Origin of the sequence: Flavobacterium sp., from assembly GCF_004211145.1 — a bacterium.
In the GTDB taxonomy this organism is placed as follows: Bacteria; Bacteroidota; Bacteroidia; order Flavobacteriales; family Flavobacteriaceae; genus Flavobacterium.
Window position 1 is genome coordinate 1 of the sequence record NZ_SEBS01000048.1, and the last position, 23,766, is coordinate 23,766.

General features: G+C 46.3%; 23 protein-coding genes. 16 read left to right on the forward strand and 7 right to left on the reverse strand.

Translation table 11 applies throughout. The features are described from left to right. Nucleotides 1–69 precede the first annotated feature (69 nt). On the reverse strand, nt 70–459 hold the full coding sequence (locus EOO50_RS16015) for an SPOR domain-containing protein (RefSeq protein WP_290841298.1): 390 nt from the start codon (nt 457–459) through the stop codon (nt 70–72). A 220-nt stretch (nt 460–679) separates the two neighbouring features. Here EOO50_RS16015 and EOO50_RS16020 point away from each other — a divergent pair, with 220 nt between their 5' ends. The 14 genes from EOO50_RS16020 (at nt 680) to EOO50_RS16085 (ending at nt 17,035) form a co-directional block, all read left to right on the forward strand. After that, nucleotides 680–2,020: a c-type cytochrome gene (locus EOO50_RS16020; RefSeq protein ID WP_290841299.1), complete on the forward strand. Its 1,341-nt coding sequence runs from the start codon at nt 680–682 to the stop codon at nt 2,018–2,020. A gap of 30 nt (nt 2,021–2,050) precedes the next feature. Further along, nucleotides 2,051–5,104 (forward strand): TAT-variant-translocated molybdopterin oxidoreductase, encoded by a 3,054-nt coding sequence (locus tag EOO50_RS16025; RefSeq protein ID WP_290841300.1) that lies wholly within the window; start codon nt 2,051–2,053, stop codon nt 5,102–5,104. Between the two features lie 32 nt (nt 5,105–5,136). Beyond that, on the forward strand, nt 5,137–6,543 hold the full coding sequence (nrfD, locus tag EOO50_RS16030) for an NrfD/PsrC family molybdoenzyme membrane anchor subunit (RefSeq protein ID WP_290841301.1): 1,407 nt from the start codon (nt 5,137–5,139) through the stop codon (nt 6,541–6,543). Further along, the gene (locus EOO50_RS16035; protein ID WP_290841302.1) at nt 6,530–7,060 is read left to right on the forward strand and encodes a DUF3341 domain-containing protein; all 531 of its coding nucleotides are present in this window, start codon (nt 6,530–6,532) and stop codon (nt 7,058–7,060) included. The genes nrfD and EOO50_RS16035 overlap by 14 nt, the downstream gene beginning before the upstream one ends. Nucleotides 7,061–7,068: 8 nt before the next feature. Further along, nucleotides 7,069–7,620, forward strand: a complete 552-nt coding sequence (locus EOO50_RS16040) for a cytochrome c (protein WP_290841303.1) — start codon at nt 7,069–7,071, stop codon at nt 7,618–7,620. A gap of 24 nt (nt 7,621–7,644) precedes the next feature. Further along, nucleotides 7,645–9,192 (forward strand): quinol:cytochrome C oxidoreductase, encoded by a 1,548-nt coding sequence (locus tag EOO50_RS16045; RefSeq protein WP_290841304.1) that lies wholly within the window; start codon nt 7,645–7,647, stop codon nt 9,190–9,192. A gap of 20 nt (nt 9,193–9,212) precedes the next feature. Beyond that, entirely contained in the window at nt 9,213–10,406 is a 1,194-nt protein-coding gene (locus EOO50_RS16050) for a cytochrome c oxidase subunit II (protein WP_290841305.1), read from the forward strand. A gap of 28 nt (nt 10,407–10,434) precedes the next feature. Beyond that, nucleotides 10,435–12,249 carry a cbb3-type cytochrome c oxidase subunit I gene (locus tag EOO50_RS16055; RefSeq protein ID WP_290841306.1) on the forward strand — a complete coding sequence of 605 codons (1,815 nt, stop codon included), beginning with the start codon at nt 10,435–10,437 and terminating at the stop codon, nt 12,247–12,249. A gap of 83 nt (nt 12,250–12,332) precedes the next feature. Beyond that, nucleotides 12,333–12,569 carry a (4Fe-4S)-binding protein gene (locus EOO50_RS16060; RefSeq protein WP_290841307.1) on the forward strand — a complete coding sequence of 79 codons (237 nt, stop codon included), beginning with the start codon at nt 12,333–12,335 and terminating at the stop codon, nt 12,567–12,569. Further along, nucleotides 12,562–12,861: a GNAT family N-acetyltransferase gene (locus EOO50_RS16065; protein WP_290841308.1), complete on the forward strand. Its 300-nt coding sequence runs from the start codon at nt 12,562–12,564 to the stop codon at nt 12,859–12,861. The genes EOO50_RS16060 and EOO50_RS16065 overlap by 8 nt, the downstream gene beginning before the upstream one ends. Then, nucleotides 12,861–13,148 (forward strand): GNAT family N-acetyltransferase, encoded by a 288-nt coding sequence (locus tag EOO50_RS16070; protein ID WP_290841309.1) that lies wholly within the window; start codon nt 12,861–12,863, stop codon nt 13,146–13,148. Before EOO50_RS16065 ends, EOO50_RS16070 begins: the two co-directional genes overlap by 1 nt. Before the next feature lie 28 nt (nt 13,149–13,176). Beyond that, nucleotides 13,177–14,199: a Holliday junction branch migration DNA helicase RuvB gene (gene ruvB / locus EOO50_RS16075; protein ID WP_290841310.1), complete on the forward strand. Its 1,023-nt coding sequence runs from the start codon at nt 13,177–13,179 to the stop codon at nt 14,197–14,199. 157 nt (nt 14,200–14,356) lie between these two features. Continuing rightward, nucleotides 14,357–15,283, forward strand: coding sequence for a tRNA epoxyqueuosine(34) reductase QueG (gene queG / locus EOO50_RS16080; RefSeq protein WP_290841311.1), 927 nt, complete (start codon nt 14,357–14,359; stop codon nt 15,281–15,283). Nucleotides 15,284–15,367: 84 nt separating this feature from the next. Continuing rightward, complete coding sequence (locus EOO50_RS16085; protein ID WP_290841312.1) at nt 15,368–17,035, forward strand: SBBP repeat-containing protein; 1,668 nt, start codon at nt 15,368–15,370, stop codon at nt 17,033–17,035. Between the two features lie 185 nt (nt 17,036–17,220). Here EOO50_RS16085 and EOO50_RS16090 read toward each other — a convergent pair whose 3' ends face one another. Continuing rightward, a complete protein-coding gene (locus tag EOO50_RS16090; protein ID WP_290841313.1) occupies nt 17,221–17,817 on the reverse strand; it encodes a hypothetical protein in 597 nt (198 codons plus the stop codon). 124 nt (nt 17,818–17,941) lie between these two features. On the opposite strand from EOO50_RS16090, the gene EOO50_RS16095 reads away from it, so the two are divergent. Together EOO50_RS16095 and EOO50_RS16100 are read left to right on the forward strand one after the other, a co-directional pair. After that, nucleotides 17,942–19,387, forward strand: coding sequence for a HAMP domain-containing sensor histidine kinase (locus tag EOO50_RS16095; protein WP_290841314.1), 1,446 nt, complete (start codon nt 17,942–17,944; stop codon nt 19,385–19,387). Beyond that, nucleotides 19,384–20,073, forward strand: a complete 690-nt coding sequence (locus EOO50_RS16100; RefSeq protein WP_290841315.1) for a response regulator transcription factor — start codon at nt 19,384–19,386, stop codon at nt 20,071–20,073. Before EOO50_RS16095 ends, EOO50_RS16100 begins: the two co-directional genes overlap by 4 nt. Before the next feature lie 55 nt (nt 20,074–20,128). On the opposite strand, the gene EOO50_RS16105 is transcribed toward EOO50_RS16100, so the two are convergent. The 5 genes from EOO50_RS16105 to EOO50_RS16125 form a co-directional block, all read right to left on the reverse strand. Next, nucleotides 20,129–20,278 carry a hypothetical protein gene (locus EOO50_RS16105; protein WP_290841316.1) on the reverse strand — a complete coding sequence of 50 codons (150 nt, stop codon included), beginning with the start codon at nt 20,276–20,278 and terminating at the stop codon, nt 20,129–20,131. Nucleotides 20,279–20,355: 77 nt separating this feature from the next. After that, nucleotides 20,356–21,114 carry a hypothetical protein gene (locus tag EOO50_RS16110; protein ID WP_290841317.1) on the reverse strand — a complete coding sequence of 253 codons (759 nt, stop codon included), beginning with the start codon at nt 21,112–21,114 and terminating at the stop codon, nt 20,356–20,358. Then, the gene (locus tag EOO50_RS16115) at nt 21,095–21,664 is read right to left on the reverse strand and encodes an RNA polymerase sigma factor (RefSeq protein WP_025146912.1); all 570 of its coding nucleotides are present in this window, start codon (nt 21,662–21,664) and stop codon (nt 21,095–21,097) included. The genes EOO50_RS16110 and EOO50_RS16115 overlap by 20 nt, the downstream gene beginning before the upstream one ends. A 440-nt stretch (nt 21,665–22,104) precedes the next feature. Further along, nucleotides 22,105–23,259 (reverse strand): hypothetical protein, encoded by a 1,155-nt coding sequence (locus EOO50_RS16120; RefSeq protein WP_290841318.1) that lies wholly within the window; start codon nt 23,257–23,259, stop codon nt 22,105–22,107. A gap of 132 nt (nt 23,260–23,391) precedes the next feature. Beyond that, nucleotides 23,392–23,766: CopD family protein (locus tag EOO50_RS16125; protein ID WP_290841319.1), on the reverse strand; the 375-nt coding region annotated here is incomplete at its 5' end.

Genomic DNA, 23,766 nt, shown 5'->3' on the forward strand with positions numbered 1-23,766 from the left:
TCTATGATGTAAACCGAAAATAAACAAAAACGCCACTCGTGAAAGTGGCGTTTTTTTATATCTCGAATATTATTTGTTTGGTTTGATGATGATGGCGTTCGGGTACTTTTTCCGAAGGTCGGCCAAATTGCGTTCGGCTTCGATCCTCGATTTGAAATTTCCGACCCAGACTTTGTAGGCCGGCGTACTGAAAACGACGGTCGCATCAAGGTTCTTATTGTCTTTCCTGAAATCGTTGAGGATTTTTTTAGAGCTTTCGCTGTCGCCGTTGAAGATCTGGATCTTGTATTTGTCGTTTACGGTGATCGAGGAGTTGATTCGGCGTTTTTCGTTCAATAATTGCTCGAATTTCGGATCCTGTGAAACCGTGACGTCGCTGGCTTGCGAGAACGATTTTAGCGGTAGGAAGATTCCTGCCGACAGGCAAAAAAACAAGAATTTTGAGGCGTGTAATTTCATAAAATGGTGATTTTTATACAAATGTAAGATTTAAAGATTTAGAGGCTCGAAAAAATTTATTTAGAATTGTTATAAATTGGTTATTAAGACTATTTTAAGGTTTTACGAGAAGTGTCAATGTCGTATTTTTGTGCAAATTTTTAAGAGAAGTGCCGTTGTTGCTGCGAAAATCGCTGTAAAAACCGTACCAAAAAATTTCAAGTCGATAATCATTTACAATATGAAAAAAGTGGGTAACCATAATTCGATTCTAAAAACTTTGTTCTTTAGTTTAGCGCTGATCCTCTCGTCGCAAACTGTGTCTTTCGCACAGGATGCAGCACCGCTTCCGGCTCCTGCAGCTGCCGAGGCGGCAACACCGGGCGATGCTCCGGCAGGGAAAGGCGATCCGGCTGCCGGAAAAGCTCTGTTTAACACCAATTGTGCCGCTTGTCACAAACTCGACTCGAAATCTACGGGTCCGGCGTTGCGTGGCGTTGCATCAAAACACGAAATGGATTGGATCTATAAATGGGTCCACAACAGTTCGGAGATGATCAAATCGGGCGACGCGACGGCTGTAAAGCTTTTCGAAGAGAACAGCAAGTCAGTGATGACGGCGTTCCCGCAGCTTTCGAACACCGATATCGATAACATTATTGCGTATACGTCAGAACCGAAAGCTGAACCTGCGGGCGGTGCTTCAGCGGGACCTCCGGGAACTGCGGCTGCCGACAGCGGAATCTCGAACAACTACATCCTTGGTGCGCTTGCAGTGGTGATGTTGATGTTGGTCGTGATGTTGGTTTTGGTCAACCGTGTGCTCAACAAAGTAGCGGCGAACAATGGTCTTGCAATGCCTGAAAAGGTCGCTGGAATTCCAATCTGGAAAGCGTTCGCTAAGAATCAATTCCTTGTTTTCGTTACGTCGGTATTCTTGTTGTTGGCTTCAGGTTATTTCGCTTACGGATGGTTCATGCAGGTCGGTGTCGACCAAAATTATGAGCCGATCCAGCCAATCCACTATTCACACAGGATCCACGCCGGAAGCAACGGCATCGATTGTAAATATTGCCACTCTGCGGCCCGTATGGGTAAAAACGCAGGAATCCCTTCGCTTAACGTTTGTATGAACTGTCACAAGAACATCGCCGAAGTTTCAGACACTACTGCGACTCCTGAACATTCAAAGGCATTCTACGACGGTGAGATCCAAAAGCTTTACACGGCTGTCGGATGGGATAAGGCGACACAAAAATATACAGGCAAGACTCAGCCGGTCAAATGGGTCCGAATCCACAATCTTCCTGATTTCGCTTACTTCAACCACTCTCAGCACGTAACTGTTGCGGGTATCGAATGTCAGACGTGCCACGGTCCTGTCCAGACTTACGAACTTATGAAGCAATTCTCTCCGCTTACGATGGGCTGGTGTATCAACTGTCACCGCAAGACTGAAGTGAAGATGGAAGGAAACGAGTACTATACCAAAATCCACGAACAGCTTTCCAAGAAGTACGGCGTCGACAAGTTGACCGCTGCGCAAATGGGAGGTCTCGAGTGCGGTAAGTGCCACTATTAATCAATTACTAAGAAGCAAATTATATATACGATGTCATCAAACAAAAAATACTGGAAAAGTGTTGAGGAACTAAATGAAAACAGTTCTATTGTTGAGGCGCTTAAAAGTAACGAGTTCGCCGAGGCGATTCCCGTGGATGAATTTCTCGGGGACAAAGAAGGTTTGTCTTCTTCGTCGACCTCTCGCCGTGACTTCTTAAAATACGTCGGATTCAGCACGGCAGCCGCTTCGTTGGCAGCTTGTGAAGGTCCGGTGCACAAATCGATACCTTACGTAGTCCAGCCTGAGCAGATCGTTCCGGGTGTTTGGGACATGTACGCGACGACTTTCTTCGACGGATTCGACTTCGCCAACCTTTTGGTGAAATCGCGTGAAGGCCGTCCGATCAAAATAGAAAACAACACGGTTGCAGGTGCTCGTTTCGCAGCAAATGCGCGTGTCCACGCTTCGATCTTGTCGATGTACGACAGTGGTCGTTTGAAGCAGCCTAAAGTCGATGGCAAAAACGCGACTTGGGACGAAGTTACGGCAAAAGTACAAGCAGGTCTTGCCAAAGGCGGCCGCACTGTTCTTTTGACGAATACGATCGCGAGCCCGACTACCGAGAAAATCGTCGGTGAATTCCTCTCTGCGAATCCAGGTGTCCAACACGTGGTTTACGATGCGGTTTCATCATCGGATGCAGTTGATGCTTTCGAAACGGTTTACGGAGAAAGAGGCCTTGTCGACTACGACTTGTCCAATGCTGACCTTATCGTTGGTGTAGGAGCCGATTTCCTTGGCGACTGGCAGGGCGGAAGCTATGATTCAGGTTATTCGAAAGGTCGTGTTCCGAAAAACGGAAAAATGTCACGTCACATCCAGTTCGAAGCCAACATGACTTTGAGCGGTGCGAGTGCCGACAAGCGCGTTCCGATGACACCATCACAACAAAAACAAGCTTTGGCTTTGATCTACGGTTTGGTTACAGGTTCTTCAGTTTCTACGTCGCTTGACGAAAAATTGAAAAACCACGTCACGAAAACGGCTGAAGAGCTCAATGAAAAGAAAGGTCGCGCCGTAGTACTTTGCGGTATCGACGATAAAGATGCCCAGTTGTTGGTTCTTGGAATCAACCAGGCATTGGGAAGCCAGGCATTCGTCGGGGCTCCAATCCGCAAAATCCGTCAGGGATCGAACGCGAAGATGGAAGCTTTCGTGGCTGAATTGACTTCGGGTAAAATCAGCAACCTGATCATGAGCGGTGTCAATCCGGCTTACACATTGCCAAACGGACAAGAATTCGCGAAGGCAGTTAAAGCGCTTCCGCTTTCAGTTACGTTCACGATGCGTGAAGATGAGACGGCCGAAGTCTGTAAAGTTGCCGCCGCGGTTCCGCATTTCCTCGAATCTTGGGGCGATGTGATGATCACCAAAGGCACATACAGTTTGATGCAGCCGTTGATCCGTCCGCTGTTCAATACAAAACAATTTGAAGAGACGTTGTTGGCCTGGACAGGTAATACGTCTTCGATATACGATTACCTTCGTGCGAATTCAGCCGCTTATTTGGTTGGTTCGACCTGGAATAAAGCGCTTCACGACGGAATTGTCGTCGGAGCCGTTCAAGGTGTTTCTGCCGCCGCCGGAAATTTCGCCGGAGCCGCCGCTACACTTTCACAAGCAAAAGCTGCCGGGAAATTCGAACTTACGCTGTATACCAAAACCGGTCTCGGTGACGGGCAACAGGCGAACAACCCTTGGCTTCAGGAATTCCCTGACCCAATCACTCGCGTATCTTGGGACAACTACGTTACGATGTCTAAATTCGATGCCGACAAACTCGGTCTTTCGAATGAGATCGTGGCGAACGGTGGTCTCGACGGAAGTTATGCGACGCTTACTGTCGGTGGAAAGAAAATCGAAAATGTCCCTGTAATCGTTCAACCGGGCCAGGCGCACGGAACTCTGGGTCTTGCCTTGGGTTACGGACGCAAAGCCTCGATGAAAGAGGAAATGCAGGTTGGTATCAACGCGTATTCCGTGTATAGCGGATTCAACAGCGTTCAAGGTGCCGATGTTGCAGCAGGTTCAGGCATGCACGAATTCGCTTGCGTACAATCGCAAAAAACATTGATGGGCCGCGGCGATATCATCAAGGAAACGACTTTGAAAACCTTCAACGATAAGGATGCCGAAGTTTGGAACCCGATGCCGATGGTTTCCCTCGACCATAAAGAAACGCCTGTCACGAAAGTAGACCTTTGGGAATCTTTCGACAGCACGACAGGTCACCACTTCAACCTTTCGATCGACCTTAACGCTTGTACGGGTTGCGGGGCTTGCGTTATCGCTTGTCACGCCGAGAATAACGTTCCTGTAGTCGGAAAATCAGAAGTAAGAAGAAGCCGCGATATGCACTGGTTGCGTATTGACCGTTATTATTCATCTGAAGATACGTTCGAACAGGACAACGAGAAGAAAGACAACTTCGACGGTCTGTTCGGAGAAAAAGGATCACTCGGAGGATTCGGGGAAATGGAAATTCCTGAAGCTGACAACCCACAAGTTGCCTTCCAACCGGTAATGTGTCAGCATTGTAACCACGCGCCGTGTGAAACGGTTTGTCCGGTTGCCGCTACGTCTCACTCACGTCAAGGCCAAAACCATATGGCGTACAACCGTTGCGTCGGAACGCGTTACTGTGCGAACAACTGTCCGTACAAAGTGCGTCGTTTCAACTGGTTCCTATACAACAAGAACGAAGAATTCGATTACCACATGAACGATGACCTCGGACGCATGGTATTGAATCCGGATGTAAACGTTCGTTCTCGCGGGGTTATGGAGAAATGTTCAATGTGTATCCAGAAAACACAATCGACGATCCTCGCCGCAAAACGCGAAGGTAGAGTCGTTGGAAACACTGAATTTGAAGTTGCTTGTTCTGCTGCTTGTTCCACAGGTGCAATGGCTTTCGGTGATGTAAACAATACTGAAGACCCAATCGCTGACTTGAAAAACAGCGAGCGCATGTATCACTTGCTCGAGCACGTCGGGACGCAGCCAAACGTATTCTACCATGTCAAGGTAAGAAACGTCTAATCGAATAAATTAATTAAGAAAACACGATAAGTATGTCATCGCACTACGAAGCACCCATCAGAAAACCCTTAGTTATAGGTGATAAAACATATCACGATGTAACGGTAGACGTTGCCTTTCCTGTTGAAGGGCGCGCCAACAAACAATGGTGGACCGTATTTTTAATCGCCTTAACCGCTTTCCTCTGGGGAATAGGCTGTATCACGTACACCATCGCTACCGGTATCGGTTCATGGGGTTTGAACAAGACAGTAGGTTGGGCTTGGGATATCACTAACTTCGTTTGGTGGGTTGGTATCGGTCACGCGGGAACGCTGATTTCGGCCGTACTTTTATTGTTCCGCCAGCGTTGGAGAATGGCGATCAACCGTTCAGCGGAAGCGATGACCATTTTCTCAGTAGTCCAGGCAGGTTTGTTCCCTGTAATCCACATGGGTCGTCCGTGGTTAGGTTATTGGGTATTGCCGATCCCGAACCAATTCGGATCACTTTGGGTAAACTTCAACTCGCCTCTACTTTGGGACGTTTTCGCGATCTCGACGTATCTTTCGGTTTCACTCGTATTCTGGTGGACAGGACTTCTTCCTGACTTTGCAATGCTTCGCGACAGAGCCGTGACTCCATTTACAAAAAGAATCTATACCATTTTGAGCTTCGGTTGGAGCGGACGCGTGAAAGACTGGCAACGTTTTGAAGAGGTTTCTCTTGTACTTGCAGGTTTGGCGACGCCACTCGTACTTTCGGTTCACACGATCGTATCCTTTGACTTTGCGACATCGGTAATTCCGGGTTGGCACACGACCATCTTCCCTCCGTATTTCGTTGCGGGAGCGGTATTCTCAGGATTTGCGATGGTAAACACACTCCTTATCATCATGCGTAAGGTTTGTCACCTTGAGGCTTACATCACATTACAACATATCGAATTGATGAACATCGTCATCATGATCACCGGGTCTATCGTAGGTGTCGCCTATATCACCGAGTTGTTCGTGGCGTGGTATTCAGGAGTCGAGTACGAACAGTATGCGTTCCTTAACCGTGCGACCGGACCTTACTGGTGGGCATATTGGTCGATGATGACATGTAACGTATTCTCGCCTCAGTTCATGTGGTTCAAGAAATTGCGTACTTCGATCATGTTCTCATTTATCATTTCGATCGTCGTAAACATCGGGATGTGGTTCGAACGTTTCGTAATCATCGTGACGTCATTGCACCGCGATTACCTTCCGTCTTCATGGACGATGTTCTCGCCGACATTCATCGACATCGGAATCTTCATCGGAACCATCGGATTCTTCTTCGTATTGTTCCTTCTTTATGCACGAACTTTCCCTGTAATCGCACAGGCCGAGGTTAAGACCATCCTGAAAACATCAGGCGAATTTTTCAAAAAACGCAGAGACGAAAATCCTTCACACCATGAGCACCACTAATAGAGTAATACACGCCATTTACAACGACGACGACGTCCTGATGGATGCCGTGAAGCAATCACGTGCCGCCCATCACCACATCGAAGAGGTTTACACGCCTTTCCCGGTCCACGGACTGGACAAGGCAATGGGAATCGCGCCGACCCGTTTGGCCATCTGCGCCTTCATCTACGGATGTACAGGTTTGTCGGTTGCGACATGGATGATGAACAATATCATGATTTCCGACTGGCCTCAAGACATCGGAGGTAAGCCAAGTATGAGCTACATCCAGAATATGCCGGCTTTCGTTCCGGTAATGTTCGAGATGACCGTATTCTTCGCTGCCCACTTGATGGTCATCACATTCTATATGAGAAGTAAATTGTGGCCGTTCAAACAGGCCGAGAATCCTGACGTTCGTACGACCGATGACCACTTTTTGATGGAGATCGCCGTGAACAACAACGAAGACGACCTGATTTCTTTCTACAAGAACACAGGCGCGGTCGAAGTTAAAGTAATCGAAAAGCACTAACTGCAGTTATGAAGACAGTATTCAAAATAACACTAATGGCCGCGATGGCGTTTTCAGTGACTTCATGTTTCAACAAGGAGAAACCGAACTACCAGTACATGCCAAATATGTATGAATCTACGGCTTACGAAACGTATTCGGAATCGGATGCATTCAAGCGCGGTGGCGTTGAGGCGCAGACACCGGTTGCGGGAACCATCAAACGTGGTTTCGTACCTTATGATCTGCCGAACACGACTGCGGGTTACGAGGCTTCAAAGTCGGTAATGACTTCACCGCTCGATTCATCGGAAGTTGATTTCGACAAAGCTGCGCCACTTTACATGATCTATTGCGGGATTTGCCACGGCGAAAAAGGCGACGGTAAAGGTAATCTAGTGAAGCAGGAAAAATTCCTCGGGGTTCCGAATTATAAAGACAGGGCGATTAGCGTCGGAAGTGTATTCCACGTAGAGACTTACGGGCTAAACTCGATGGGATCGTACGCGAACCAACTTACGCAGCACGAACGTTGGATGGTTGCCGCTTATGTTATGAAGCTGAAAAGCGAATTGAAATAATTGAATAAACTGATCGTAATAGATATGTACACCTTTTCAAGTAAATTAAAAACATTTTCGTTCATCCTGATAGCCGTCGGGCTTGTTGGGATCGCATACGGGTTTTTAACTGCACCTAAAGACATCAAGGAAGTGGAAGCGATCCTGGCTGCTGAAAGCCACGGACACGGAGGCGGTCACGCTGAAGCTGGGCACGGTGAGGCGACTCACGAAGCTGCAGCCGCTCATCACGAGGCTGCTCCTGCTGAAGCTCACGAAGGTCATGAGGCCGAAGCGCATGAGGTAGCTCCTGCGGAAGCCCACGATTCGGTTGCGGCCCACGACACTATTACGAAACCGGTTGACTCGATCGACGCTGGGGTTGCGATCGCTCCTCCGGCCCAAGATCACCACGCGGAAGCATCTGCGGCTCACGGTGAGCATGCAAAAGTCGATGCGCACGCGGAACACGAAGAACACCTTGAACACGTGTTCCACCAATTGAAAAACAAACCTTGGGCGGCTTTATACGTCGCTTGTATCTTCTTCCTTTTGATCACGATGGGCGTACTTGCATTCTACGGAATCCAACAAGTGGCTCAGGCAGGTTGGTCGCCGGTATTGTTCCGCGTCATGGAAGGCATCACGGCTTATTTGCCGGTCGGCTCGATTTTGTTCTTTATCTTCTTGCTTACTTGTGCTTTCGGGTGGAACCATTTGTTCCCTTGGATGGCTGAAGGCGTGACGGTAAAAGGAAGTGAAAACTACGACGCGCTCATCGCTGGTAAATCGGGATACTTGAACATTCCGTTCTGGTTGATCCGCGCCGCGATCTTCTTGACAGGTTGGAACATCTACCGTTTCTATTCTCGCAAGAAATTCGCGGAGCAGGACGAAGCGACTGACGACAGCAACTACAAGAAAGTATTCAAGGCTTCAGCTGGATTCCTGGTATTCTTCATCGTTTCCGAATCGATCATGTCTTGGGACTGGATCATGTCACTCGATCCGCACTGGTTCTCGACTTTGTTCGGATGGTATGTGTTCGCGAGTTTCTTCGTGAGCGGGATCACTACGATCTGTATGGTGACGCTTTACCTGAAATCGAAAGGACTTTTGGAATATGTCAACACGAGCCACATCCACGATTTGGCGAAGTTCATGTTCGGTATCTCGGTATTCTGGACATACCTTTGGTTCTCTCAGTTCATGCTCATCTGGTATGCGAACATTCCTGAAGAGGTAACGTATTTCATTACGCGTATCAACGACTTTACCGTGCCGTTCTGGGGCGCTGTCGTGATGAACTTCGTATTCCCGATCCTAATCCTTGTAAATACCGATTTCAAACGCATTTCATGGATTTTGGTTATGGCGGGAACGGTTATCCTCGCCGGACATTATATTGACTTCTTCAACATGATCATGCCTGCAACCGTTGGTACGCAATGGTTCATCGGAATTCCTGAAATCAGTGCGGTATTGTTCTTCCTTGGACTATTCCTGTTGGTGATTTTCACGGCGCTCACGAAAGCTCCATTGTTGCCGAAACGCAACCCGTTCATCGAAGAAAGCAAGCATTTTCATTATTAATATTTAAAAGAACATAACAGATGACAAGTTTGTTGGTAATTGTAATTTTAGTTCTCTTATCTGTTGCTCTTTGGCAGCTGACTAAAATATTTGACTTAACACAGGCAGGCAAAGTACAGGAAGGCGATGCTCAGGTAGCGACCGATAACGACAACAATATCCAAGGTTGGCTCATGTTCGCGATGTTGGCTTTCATCTACATATTCACGTTGTACGGGATGTGGAAATGGGGTCACCTGATCCTGGGAACTCCGGCTTCGGCCCACGGTGCGCAAGTAGATAACCTAATGAACATCACATGGGTTTTGCTTTTCGTCGTGCAGTTCATCACTCAGGGCTTGTTGCACTGGTTCGCGTTCAAATACCGCGGTCACAAAGATCAAAAGGCGTTGTATTTCGCCGATAACGATAAACTCGAATTCATCTGGTCGGTAATTCCTGCCGTAGTCCTTGCAGGTCTTATCCTTTACGGATTATATGCTTGGACAAACATCATGTTCGTCGACGAGAAAACGGAAGATGTAATGGTCATCGAGATCTACGGAAAGCAATTCTCTTGGGAAGCGCGTTACGCCGGGGAAGACAACGTGTTGGGGAAAGCCAACGTCCGTTACATCGAGGGAGTAAACACACTTGGTGTCGATCTTGCCGATCCGAATGCACAAGACGATATCGCGGTTACAGAACTTCACTTGCCAAAAGGTAAAAAAATATTATTCAAGATTCGTTCACAGGACGTATTGCACTCAGCTTATTTCCCACACTTCCGCGCACAGATGAACGCTGTTCCGGGAATGGTGACACAATTCTCATTCGAGCCGATCTACACGACTGCCGAGATGCGCGACATGGATTTCATGAAAGAGAAAGTACACCAGATCAACGACATTCGTGCCAAGAAGAGCCAGGAGTTGATAGCACAAGGTTTGCCTGGTCTTGATCCTTACACATTCGATTACCTGTTGTTGTGTAACAAAATCTGCGGATCGTCACACTACAACATGCAAATGAAAGTGGTTGTCGATACTCCTGAAGATTTCAAGGAATGGTTGAAGGACAAGCCGACGGTTGTTGCCGCTTTCAAAGCATCGAATGCAACGCCTGAAGCATCTGAAGCCTCTCCCGCAGGAAAAGATTCAGCGACGCCTGCAGCTCCAGCCGCCGATTCGGCAGCGACAAAAAAGGCAGCGACACAAACCGTAGCTTCTAAATAGTAAAACAAGAAATTAAAAGTCAGCATATATGTCAGCAGTAGCTCACGCACACGACCACAGTCACGATCATGATCACGCTCACGATCACGAGCATCACCATAAGGATACTTTTATTACCAAGTACATCTTTAGTATCGATCACAAAATGATCGCTAAGCAATACCTTATCACGGGTATTATCATGGGTGTTATCGGAGTAGGTATGTCGATGCTTTTCAGGATGCAGTTGGCTTGGCCTGAAGAGTCTTTCAAGGTATTCAGTTTCTTCCTCGGAGAAAGTCACGCTCCTGAAGGAATCATGAAAAACGACATGTATCTCGCTTTGGTTACGATCCACGGTACGATCATGGTATTCTTCGTATTGACGGCCGGTTTAAGTGGTACGTTCAGTAACTTGCTTATCCCGCTTCAGATCGGGGCGCGAGACATGGCGTCAGGTTTCCTGAATATGATCTCGTATTGGTTGTTCTTTACGTCGTCGGTCATTATGGTCTCGTCTTTGTTCGTCGAAGCAGGGCCGGCATCGGCAGGTTGGACGATTTATCCGCCGCTTTCGGCACTTCCGCAAGCTATCGGAGGTTCAGGAACGGGTATGACACTTTGGTTGACTTCAATGGCAGTCTTCATCGCATCCTCGTTAATGGGATCGTTGAACTACGTCGTTACCGTTATCAACTTGCGTACGAAAGGTATGTCGATGACACGCCTTCCACTTACGATCTGGGCATTCTTCATCACGGCCATCATCGGTATTATTTCGTTCCCTGTACTTCTTTCGGCAGCGTTGTTGTTGCTTATGGACAGAAGTTTCGGAACTTCATTCTTCCTTTCAGACATTTACATTGCCGGAGAAGTTCTCCACTATCAAGGCGGTTCACCGGTATTGTTCGAACACCTTTTCTGGTTCCTCGGACACCCTGAAGTATATATCGTAATCCTTCCTGCGATGGGATTGGTTTCTGAGATCATGGCGACAAACGCCCGCAAGCCGATCTTCGGTTACCGCGCGATGATTATGTCGATCCTTGCAATCGCATTCCTTTCGACAATCGTTTGGGGTCACCACATGTTTATGTCCGGAATGAATCCATTCCTGGGCTCGGTGTTTACGTTTACGACGTTGTTGATCGCGATTCCGTCGGCCGTAAAAGCCTTCAACTGGATCACGACACTTTGGAAAGGTAACTTGCAGATGAACCCTGCCATGTTGTTCTCGATGGGCTTCGTTTCGACGTTCATCACAGGTGGATTGACAGGTATCATCCTTGGGGATTCGACGCTTGACATCAACGTTCACGATACGTATTTCGTCGTAGCTCACTTCCACTTGGTAATGGGTATCTCGGCTCTTTACGGAATGTTCGCCGGTATTTATCACTGGTTCCCGAGAATGTTCGGGCGCATGCTCAACAAGAATATGGGTTACGTCCACTTTTGGGTGACGACGGTTTGTGCTTATGGGGTTTTCTTCCCGATGCACTTCATCGGACTCGCCGGATTGCCGCGTCGTTACTATACAAATACGAACTTCCCATTGTTTGATGACTTGCAGAACGTAAACGTATTGATTACTCTGTTCGCATTGTTCGGAGGTGCTTTCCAATTGGTTTTCCTTTACAACTTCTTCAGCAGCATTTTCTACGGAAAACGTTCGCCGATGAACCCATGGAAATCCAACACACTCGAATGGACGGCTCCAGTCGAGCACATGCACGGCAACTGGCCGGGTGAGATTCCTCACGTACACCGTTGGCCGTATGACTACAGCAAACCGGGACATGAAGAGGATTTCGTTCCACAGCACATCCCAATGAAAGACGGCGAAGAAGAACTTCACCACTAAAAATAAAATCAAGAGCCTTCCAACACGGAGGGCTTTTTTTTTTGGATTGAAAGCCGTACCTTTAAGGGAATCAATTTGCAGTCATGGACATTGTAAAAGAATATTCGAACGGAGAAGTCACCATCGTTTGGAAACCTTCTCTCTGCACACATTCAACGAATTGTTGGCGCGGCTTGCCCGGTGTTTTCAAACCAAGGGAAAAGCCGTGGATCGTTCCTGAAGGCGCAAGCACGAACGAGATCGTCGGACAGGTCGCCAAATGCCCATCGAAAGCACTATTAACTTACATGAACTCCGATAAACCAAACGACCATGCCTGAAAACGATTTCAGATTCAACGAAGATAAAAAACGATTCGAACTCGATGTCGACGGACACACGGCCATCATCGAAAGCATCCTTGCCAAAGGCGACATCATGTTCCTCACGCACACGGAAGTTCCCGCGGCGCTTGAGGGCAAAGGCGTCGGCAAACGCATCGTCGAAAGCGCGCTCAACTACATAAAAGACCACGACTACAAACTCGCGCCCTTGTGCCCATTTGTGGCCGCTTACCTAAAACGCCATCCCGAATGGAAAACCATTTTGGCCGACGGATACAACATCGGATAATGGAACTCATCGTAAACGACCCCGACAAGCAATTCGAATTCCATCTCGAAGACGGAAGCACCGCGTTCATAGAATTCGTAAACGAAGGCAAGAAGATCTACCTTACGCATACTGAAGTCCCGGCTTCGCATCAAGGAAATGGCATCGGAACCAAGCTCGTCGAGAAAGTTCTTGCGCACATAAAGCAGGATAAACGCGTGCTCGTTCCATTGTGTTCGTTCGTCGCATCGTACGTGAACAACCACGACGAATGGCACTCGATCTTGGCCGAAGGTTACCAAATGTAATCGCCTCACTTTTCTTTATATTTGCCGAATGAACGAGAACCTTGATCCCACGAACCAAAATTTCAACCCTGAAGAACTCGATCTCGAGAAAAAACTCAGGCCGCTGTCTTTCGACGACTTCGCGGGTCAGGATCACATCCTTGAAAACCTCAAGATTTTCGTCGAAGCCGCGAACCAAAGAGGCGAAGCACTCGACCACTCGCTTTTTCACGGTCCGCCGGGATTGGGAAAGACGACGCTTGCGAATATTTTGGCGAACGAACTCGGCGTCGGAATCAAGATCACTTCCGGTCCTGTTCTCGACAAACCCGGAGATCTCGCGGGATTGCTCACCAATTTGGAGGAGCGCGACGTGTTGTTCATAGATGAAATTCACCGTCTGAGCCCGATAGTCGAGGAATATTTGTATTCGGCGATGGAAGATTTCAAGATCGATATCATGATCGAATCGGGCCCGAATGCGAGAACCGTCCAAATCAATTTGAACCCATTTACACTAGTCGGCGCGACGACGCGTTCGGGATTGCTGACCGCTCCGATGCGCGCGCGTTTCGGCATTTCATCACGACTGGAATATTACAACACCGAATTACTCACCACGATCGTCCAACGCAGTTCCGCCATCCTGAAAATGCCGATCTCGATGGAAGCCGCGATCGAAATTGCCGGTCGCAGCCGTGGAACGCCTCGTATCGCGAATGCGTTGTTGAGACGAGTCCGTGACTTCGCTCAAATCAAAGGCAATGGAAAAATCGACATCGCAATCGCCAAGTACGCGCTCAATGCTTTGAACGTCGATGCTCACGGTCTCGACGAAATGGACAACAAAATCTTATCGACCATAATCGACAAGTTCAAAGGCGGTCCGGTCGGCCTTTCGACGTTGGCAACCGGCGTTTCCGAAAGCGCTGAAACCATCGAGGAAGTCTACGAACCGTTTTTGATCAAGGAAGGTTTCTTGATGCGGACTCCGCGTGGGCGTGAAGCGACTGAAAAGGCGTATAAACATTTGGGACGCGTACGAACCAACATACAAGGTGGATTGTTTTAGGGCGTTCCAGGCGCTCGTTAAAAGCTAACGCATTTAACTCGCGCCCGTCGGGCTATCCGCTATATCTTTTGCCAAACCTCAAAGGTTTTTAAGACCTTTGAGGTTTACACCAAAAGGATGCCGCTACTATCCCTAACGCGAATCCCAACTCCGATTCATGACTCCGCAATCCAAACATACCGCGTTCATAAAGTCCGAAGCAAAACGCCTCGGGTTCCTTTCATGCGGCATCTCAAAAGCGGGATTTTTAGAACAAGAAGCGCCGCGACTCGAAGCTTGGCTCAAAAGCAATGCGCACGGCGAGATGTCGTATATGGAAAACCATTTCGACAAACGCCTCGACCCGACGAAACTCGTCGAAGGTTCGAAAAGCGTGATCTCACTTTTACTGAATTACTATCCGTCGGAACAGCAAAATCCCGAATCGTACAAAATTTCAAAATACGCCTACGGACAGGATTATCATTTCGTGATCAAGGAAAAACTGCGCGAACTTTTACATTCGATACAAACTGAGATCGGGGAAGTTGAAGGCCGCGCGTTCGTCGATTCGGCTCCGGTTCTCGATAAGGCCTGGGCGGCGAAAAGCGGCTTGGGTTGGATCGGCAAGAATTCAAATTTGCTTTCCAAACAAGTCGGATCGTTTTTTTTCATCGCCGAACTCATCGTCGACCTCGACCTCGAATACGATCACGCCGTCACCGATCACTGCGGTTCTTGCACGGCCTGTCTCGACGCCTGCCCGACCGAGGCGATCGTCGCGCCTTACGTAGTCGATGGCAGCAAATGCATTTCGTATTTCACGATCGAACTCAAGGAAAACCTGCCAATCGACATGAAAGGCAAATTCGACGATTGGGCGTTCGGCTGCGACATCTGCCAGGACGTTTGTCCGTGGAATAGATTTTCAAAACCGCACAGCGAGCCGCTTTTCAACCCGAATCCCGAAATGCTGTCGATGTCCAGGAAAGATTGGCAGGAAATCACTGAGGAAACCTTCCAAAAAGTGTTCAAGGGTTCGGCCGTGAAACGCACGAAATTCGCTGGATTGACGCGGAACATCGACTTCCTCAAAGATTCCTGACTTAGCAAACCAACACTTCCAACTAGAATTCGCCTGTTGTTCTTGTCATCCGTTTCTTATTTTAGGGCATCGAAAAAAGAAACCATGAAAAAAATTCTACACAGCCTTTTCCTATTGTTTCCGCTACTTTGCTTTTCCCAAACTCCCGATTGGCAATGGGCGCGAAACTACACGCTTTCCCAAAACGCAGGCAAACAATACACGGCTGCCGACAATGACGGCAATGTCTATCTGATCGGGGATTTCGCAGGCCCGACCTTGACCGTCGGAACCTACACGCTCACGAACTTCGAACCTGCAACGTCCGACATTTATATCATCAAATTCGACAAGGACGGAAACGTTCTTTGGGCGCGCAGTGAAGGCGGAACATGGTATAATCACGGCGCAAGCATCGGCCTCGATAACCAGGGGAATTTCTATGTACTCGGAACATACCACGAGAGCATAACGATCGGCACGACCACACTAACGAACACCGACGGCGGGAATTTCTACGCGAAGTTCGACAGTTCGGGCAATCCGCTTTGGGCAAAATCGTTCAATGAACCTGTCGGCTCGTGGTCGGCGCGCGATGTCAAGACCGACGCTTCGGGCAATATGTATATGGCAGGACATTTCATCGGGCCGTCTGTTACTTTGGGTGGAGTGACGCTCGTGAATCCAGCATATAGTTCGACGAACGTTGCGCCTGTTTCGTGGTTCGGAAAATTTGACGGCAGCGGAAACTGCATCTGGCTGCGCGGTCCACAAAGCACGGCGATAAATTCGACAGGAAATTTGGCCCACGGCATCGACATCGATTCGAACGGGAATGTCTACGTCGCCGGCCAATTCAATAATGCGACGATCAACTTCGGAAATGTCACGTTGACCAAATCGGCCGATTATGATTACACGGCAAACATGTACCTCGTGAAATACGACGCGAACGGAAACGCACTTTGGGGCAAAAATGCGGGTTCTGAGTTTTCAAACCTCACGATAGCCGAAACGGTTTCAGTCGATCCAAGCAACAATGTGTTGGTGTCGGGATTTTTCAGCAACACGATTTCGTTTGACGCGATCAGCCTCATGGCCGGAGGCGGAAGCAAGCCGTACACCGCGAAATTTGATACCAACGGCACCGCTCTTTGGGCAAAAAACACATCAGGTGCCAACTGCGCCGGCAATGTGTATGGCGTCGACACGGACAGCCAGGGAAATATTTACGTCGTCGGAACCACGAATTGCGCGTCGCTGAACTTTGGCGGACTTTCGCTTTCGATGAGTGGCGAAGGCGGGATTTACGTCGTGAAATATAATACCGCGGGACAACCGCTTTGGGCCAGGAGAAGTTCGGCCACGAATATCAACAACGTCGTTTCGATCGATGTCCACAACGAAAACGAGATTTACGTCGCGGGCACGTTTTTTAGCCCGACGATCAGTTTCGGGACGAACGCGCTTACGAAATCGTCGAGCAATTTCGATCTGTTCATCGCGAAATTGAATTATACGCCTTTGGGCACCGAAGAATTTTCGAAGGCCAAAATCGTAATCGCTCCAAATCCTGCGACTGATATTTTGGAACTTTCAGGACTTGAGGAAAATACTGCTTTTGAGATCATCGATCTTCGCGGCCGAAAAATTGCCGGCGGTGTTTTGGATGTTTCGAATCCGCAGATTAAAATTGACGCGTTGGTTAGCGGCATTTACATGTTGCGACTTTTGACTAGTGTTGCCGTAACATTAAAATTTGTGAAGGAGTAATTTTATGTTGCGAAAAAATGCGGTTAACAATTTGATTTTCAATATATTCAAATACACCCTGTCAGGGTCAAAATTGCACATGAATTATTTGTGCCAACGAATTCCAAAACCAACCCAATCCCACCAAAAGCACAAAACCATAATCCGAAAATATATTTCGATAAAACAATTTCCCGCTCCAAAATTCACTCAAACTTCATCTCGAACAACAGATAATGTTTAATGCCGAATTTGCGTCCCCAATTTTCAATGTCATTCCCGTCAGCTTCGACTTCACACCACGACTTGCTGCCGTCTTCGTGCTCCGCGGGTAGAATGTACGCGAACGCGTAAAAAGGTTTGCCAATTTCAATCTTCATATTGCTGCCGGAGTCGCGCAAACTATAGTCGCTTGACTTCGTGCTCTTGTAATTTTCGGTGAGCGCGAATCGCCCGAAGTCAAAGCGCACGCGTAAATTCTTGTCGGTCGTTTTCCCCGACGTGACGCTGAACGACAGCGTGTCGCCTGCAATCCTAAAAATGTCGAGTTGGCGTGAATTGAAAATCGTATCGATCTTTTTGATTTTTCCGTTCCAGATTTCCTTGGCGATGATGTGGTAATTTTTGCCTTTCAATTCGGTCCCTGTAATCGCAATTTTATAATAATCCAGGTTTTGGAAGTACATCAAATCACGTAATTCCTTCTTGTCGAACGAACCTTTACTTGACATTCTGATATCGGATGTCTGGGCCGACACGATTCCGCCGATGAATAACACGACTGCAATCTTAAATATTTTCATGTGATTAGATTTTGGCCAAATCTACGCTCGCAGTTTTGCGGATTGGGTTAACACTCCTGCAAACAAGGTTAATTAGTGTTAACGTTTTCCGATGTTTTTTACGGCGATCGATTACATTTGACGCATGAACAAAAAAGTGCTTTGGGCGATTCGTTTTATGGCGGTTTGCGTCGCGGGAATCGTTGCGCTGCAATTTTTTTACAGCGTGCAGAATTACGCGATCGAGAAACGCAGTTTTTCCAAAAACGTGAATGATGCGTTCAAAGCCTCGGTCGATTCGTCCTTTTCAAGGCGAGCCGACGAAATCGCCGAGCAGTTCCGCACGTGGATTTCCGACACGACATTCATCAAAATCACATGCCGTGTGAATCCTGTCGAACACGTCTCGGTTTTCACGATGGCCGAAGTGCGTCCGCCGTTCACGAGCCAAAATACGTCGAGTTTAAGCATCGAAACGTTCAGGGAAAGAGTGCCGTCGATCACGCCGAAAGCCCGTGCGGTTTTAATCGACCACACGGTTGAAACAGTGAGAGCCGACGTGCGCAAAGGCTTCGTTTTCTATTACACGAAAAAATTGGGCGACAGTTTGAACAAAGCGCGATTTTCAGTCCCGATCGACACGGCGATAGTGAGAAACGAATTTAAACGCGAACTTAGAAAGCGAAATATAGCGATTGATTTCAGCCTGAATCCCGAACGCAAAGGCGATTTTACAACCGATCAGGCTAATCTTGCGCTCACACTTCATTCGAAGCCGCGTTGGATCAAAGCGACGGTTTTAGACGGAAATTTATTTATTTTCGAAAGTATGAAATGGGCGATTTTTGGCAGCGCGATTTTGGTACTACTCACGTTTTTTTGCTTCGGATATACGTTGAAATTGCTGTTCACGCAGGAAAAACTGTCGGTGATTAAAGACGATTTCATCAATAATATGACGCACGAATTGCACACGCCCTTGACATCGATCATCGTGACGGCCGAATCCTTGCAGAAATTCCCGCATGATGAACAGACGCGGAACCGTTATCTTGATATTATTTTGCACCAAAGCAAACGATTGGATGCGCTTTCGTCCGAGATTTTGACGTCGGCGCGATTGCAGAAAAAAGGCGTTGAAAGTCTTCAGTCGGTGAAGGTAAGAGCGCTGATTCTTGACGCGATTTCGTTGTTTCCGGAAGTCGATGTCGTGTTCGATCCGGATTTTCTACCGGAAAAAACAACTATCAAAGGCAATTACGATCATTTGCTTCGGATGTTGCAGAACCTGATCGACAACGCCGTGAAATATGCGAAATCGCAAGATTTGAAAGTCATCATTCTGGCTTCGGTTTCAAAAAATAACCTGCAACTTTCCATTTCCGACAATGGTCCGGGAATTCCAGATTTCGAGAAAACCAGGATCTTCGACGCGTTCTATCGCATACAAAACCAAAACGTGCACGACGTTAAAGGTTATGGGCTCGGTTTGCATTACGTGAGGAAAATCGTCGAAAGCCATGGCGGGAAAATTTCAGTTTCGGACGCACCGAATCGCGGTACGACGTTCTTAATTTCGCTTCCGATATGAAAACGAAAACGCATATTCTTTTAGTCGAAGACGAACCGTTTTTAGGTAAAGTCGTAATGGAAAGCCTCGAAAAACAAGGTTATTCCGTGACTTGGTTCGAAGATGGGAAACTCGCGTGGAGCAATTTTTCGGTCGCGAAATTCGACGTTTGCGTACTTGATGTGATGTTGCCCGGAATCGACGGTTTCTCGTTGGCCCAGAAAATCCGCTTGTCCGAGAAAGAACTGCCGATTTTATTCCTCACCGCACGAAACGCGATCGAAGACGTAAAAACCGGCTACGCGAGCGGCGGCAACGATTATTTGCGAAAACCGTTCAGCCTTGACGAGTTGTTCTTGCGCATCGAACAATTGGTCAATCGCGGGAAATCACCGGTTGTCTCAGACGAAATTCCAGTAGGAACGCTCAAATTCAACATGAAGCGACAGGAACTTTTGCAGCCCGACGGCAAAGTCGTGAAATTGTCGCATCGGGAAACGGGATTGCTCGAAATTTTACTCAAGAACAAAAACGAAATAACCGACAGGAAACAGGCGTTGCTCGAACTTTGGGGCGACGATAGCTTTTTTCACGCGCGCAGCATGGATGTCTACGTAACGCGATTGCGCAAGATTTTATCGGTCGACGCTTCGATCTCAATCATAAACATCCGCGGTTTCGGTTATAAACTCATCGACTCCGAATGAGTGGGCGACACCGTTACGTCAAAAATTCGGGAATGATGTTTTGAAGGATTTTTCTTTATTTTGAAAAAGTAGCGAGTGAGAAATCTTTACTTTTCTTTTTCATCACGGTATCTTTAACCACTGTATCTTGCTGAGCAAAAGCACTTGGAGCCATAACACCGGCAAGCCCGCTTACCAAAAGTGTTGTAAAAATTATATGTTTCATATTTCGTGTGTGTTTATTTGAATGTTAATTTGCAATTAGTTCATTAGTAAATTGATTTCAGGCTTTCAAACGACAGACTACTTTCTGTTTTTTTTACCGATTTTAAAAGGCCCGATATTTATTGATGAAAGCGAAGAGTCATCATCATCTGTACGGAACTGAATAAACTTATCTTTTCTTTTATCAACTTTGTTTACAATTAAGTTTACTACATCACCGACATTCCTTATGCCTTTGTTTTCACTCTGGCCGTAATCTCCGCTTACATCGTCGGCCTTCACAGAACCTAAATTCGCAGCTATTATAGTTTCCTCCTTCGGTTGCTGAATTGCTTCTTCGATCTTTCTTTTGATAATCTCTTGTTTAGGCTCCTCAACTTTGGCAATTATTGTTTCCTGCTTTTGCATTTCAGGCGCAGTAATCGCTTTTTGATTTTGTGTGGACTTAACAGCTTCTTTTACGCTTGATTTTGCTAACGCCACAGCAGGTTTTGAATTGGAAGGTGAAACCTGTTCTGTCTTTTCAATTACAACACTCAAAGCTTTCGTAGAATCGACAACCTGTGTCGTTTCAATAATCGGCTTAATAGTTTTAGGCTCAACGTTATTTGCAAATTGCTTTGGTTTACCTTCTTGTTGTTGGTAAACCAAAAACACGATTGTGGCAATTAATAACACTGCTGCTGCAGACAGCCAGTAAATTGAAAGAATCCTCTTTTTCTTCGGTTCGATTTCACTTTCGATATTACTCCACAAATCTCTTGATGGTGTAATTTCGGCATCTTTGAAAGCATTCTTAAATAACTGATCAAAATCCTTATCCTGTATAGGTTGCATAACCAAATCCCTCCATTTTTATAATTTCCTCTTTTAAAATTGCTCTTGCTCTCGATAACTGAGATTTACTTGCGCCTTCAGATATTCCAAGCGTTTCGCCTATTTCTTTGTGTGAGTAACCCTCGATAACATACATGTTGAAAACCATCCGATAACCGTCTGCCAGTTTTTGAATCACTTTCATTAAATCCTGCATGCCGAGTGTTCCAAAATCAAAGCCTGTCGAAGGTTGCTCGTATGCCTCGTCTATTTCTACAACATTCAGGCTTCTTAAATTTTTGCGGTAACTTTCAATTGCTGTGTTAACCATTACTCGTCTAATCCATCCTTCAAAAGAACCATCGCCTCTGTATTCTTTAATCTTTTGAAAAATCTTAATGTACCCCATTTGCAATACATCTTCAGCTTCCATTCTATCTTTTGCGTAGCGCATACAAACGGCGAGCATTTTCGATGCCGTTTGCTTATAAAGCAACTCCTGCATTTTTCGGTCGCCGGCTTTGCAGCCCTCCATCAAATCGTTTATCGTATAGCTTCGCGTCAATTTCATTGTGTGTTTGTATATAGAAGATGGCAGATTACAAACATTGGTTGCATCAGGAGTAAGAAAAAGTTAAAAAAAGTTAAAATAAATTTCTATGTATTGATTATCAAGAACATAGCTGTAGAATAAATTCCCGAGAAAGATATAGTTTTTTAATTCGGAAAGCAATGGCAGGGGCCTTTTTGATTGTTCGTCCCGCTATCCGTTACAATCTTTTTGCGACTGTCCGTCTGAGCTTGTCGAAGATCTGCATCAAAAAGTATTGTCACTGCTATCGGGTTTAAAAACTTCGGACTTTGCAGGAAACGAAGCCTGAAAATCGCAAAATTTGGCTAAAGCCGAAAGCATATTTATAGTTCCGTTGGCTGAAGCCAACGGCAAAGAATAGCGATAGTTTAGGCCTCTTGAATTTCATTGCCGTCTTGCTTTAGCTGACGGCAGAAATTTTAGTCTTTTTTCTTAACCCTAAACAATCTAAAATCCTGTTTATAAGTTAAGAAAAATGAATGGTTAAACTGGAGTTGTTTATCGGTATTGTCTAGATCGATGTGCGGTTCGAAGCGAACATCAAGATATAAATGTGGAATTAATTCTTTTTGATAAGCATAACGCAGCGAAACGATGTTTCGGCCGCTTTGTTTTAAACCATTCGTATATAGGTTACTTGAAACTGATTCATACAGAGGCATACCTTTGATCGAAATAAAGTTATTTCCTTTCCAGTACGATGCAACTAAACTCCCCCATTTGCTTTCAACACCTGCGTTCAACCACATACCAAAGCCACCTTGGAAAGCACGTCTTTTATCGGGGGATAAGTCTTTGTAAACGGCAATGTAGTTATCAGTATAAACCTGTTTAATGTTGGTGTTAATTTCCTTATGCAATTTTAATCCAGCTGCGCCATTAAAAACCGTACTAATCGGAATTTCTTTTAATACGTCGATTTGTCCGCCCTGGTGGAAAGCTAGAAACTGAGCAGGAAAACTAAACTTCCAGCCATTGTTTTCCGTGATAGTTGTCTCTGTCGATAACCCGCCTATAATTTCTTCCTTTGCAGCCTCGCCTGTGTAGATCATTTTTTGCCAGGCAATCCAGGCATCTAAATTAAATCGCTTGCGCTCAACCAGTAGCTGAGTACCATACTCAATGGGCGTTGTTATTGTTCTTTCGAAATCATAAAGCGGCTCAATATATTTATGTTGAATTCCCCCCTCCAAACTTCCAAAAATTAAAGTGAGGTTGCGCTTGTGATACTTTAAACTGAACAAGGGTTTCGCATCTGTAATTCCATTTCTGCCAAAATCTTTACGAATAAAAGCACCTGCGGTGATGGCCAGGTTCGGATGCGCATAGTAAACAATTTGAGGTTGCAACTGTGTTCCATACAAAGTGTATCCATCATGAAAATCGTTGGTATACTCGTAGTTACGAACGTAATTGAAATTGTAGAAATTGAAGTGAACTTCGTTCGTTAAGCTGCTATCCGGACGAATTCTGTTTTCTAAAGCAGTTTGATTAAACTGTGCTGAAGCAACGTAAGAAGTACAAAGAAAAGTTATGCAGATTAAGGCCTTTTTCAGACCTGTATTTGTAAACATGTGTTTGGAATTTATCGTCCAAATTTAGAATAGTTTTTTGTTTATTTAACCGCAAACAACACTAAGTTTACGCTAAGGAAACAAAGAAGGCTGTTGTTAATTTCACTTATCCTTTCCGTTTAGCCTTTTGGCTTATTTCTTCAACCTGTAATTCTTATACAGTTTAACTGCAATCATAATTACCATGGCAATCCCCATAATGCCAATCAAACCATAAATCCAGTTAATTGCACTTTTGAGAATAACCACAAACACAATCGCAATCATGAAAATTGTAGCCAGTTCACGCCATAAACGCAATTGAAAACTATTCATTTTGAATACATTATTTTTAAGTTGCTTTACAATGTTTTGGCAGATAAAATGATAAATAAGGAGGCCGATTACGAAAGCAAGCTTAACCCACATCCAATCCATTTGCAACAGGCCACTGTTGAGCGCAAGCATCCCGGCACCAGCCAGAACAGAAATAATCATGGCCGGAGTAGCAATAATTTTCCATAAGGT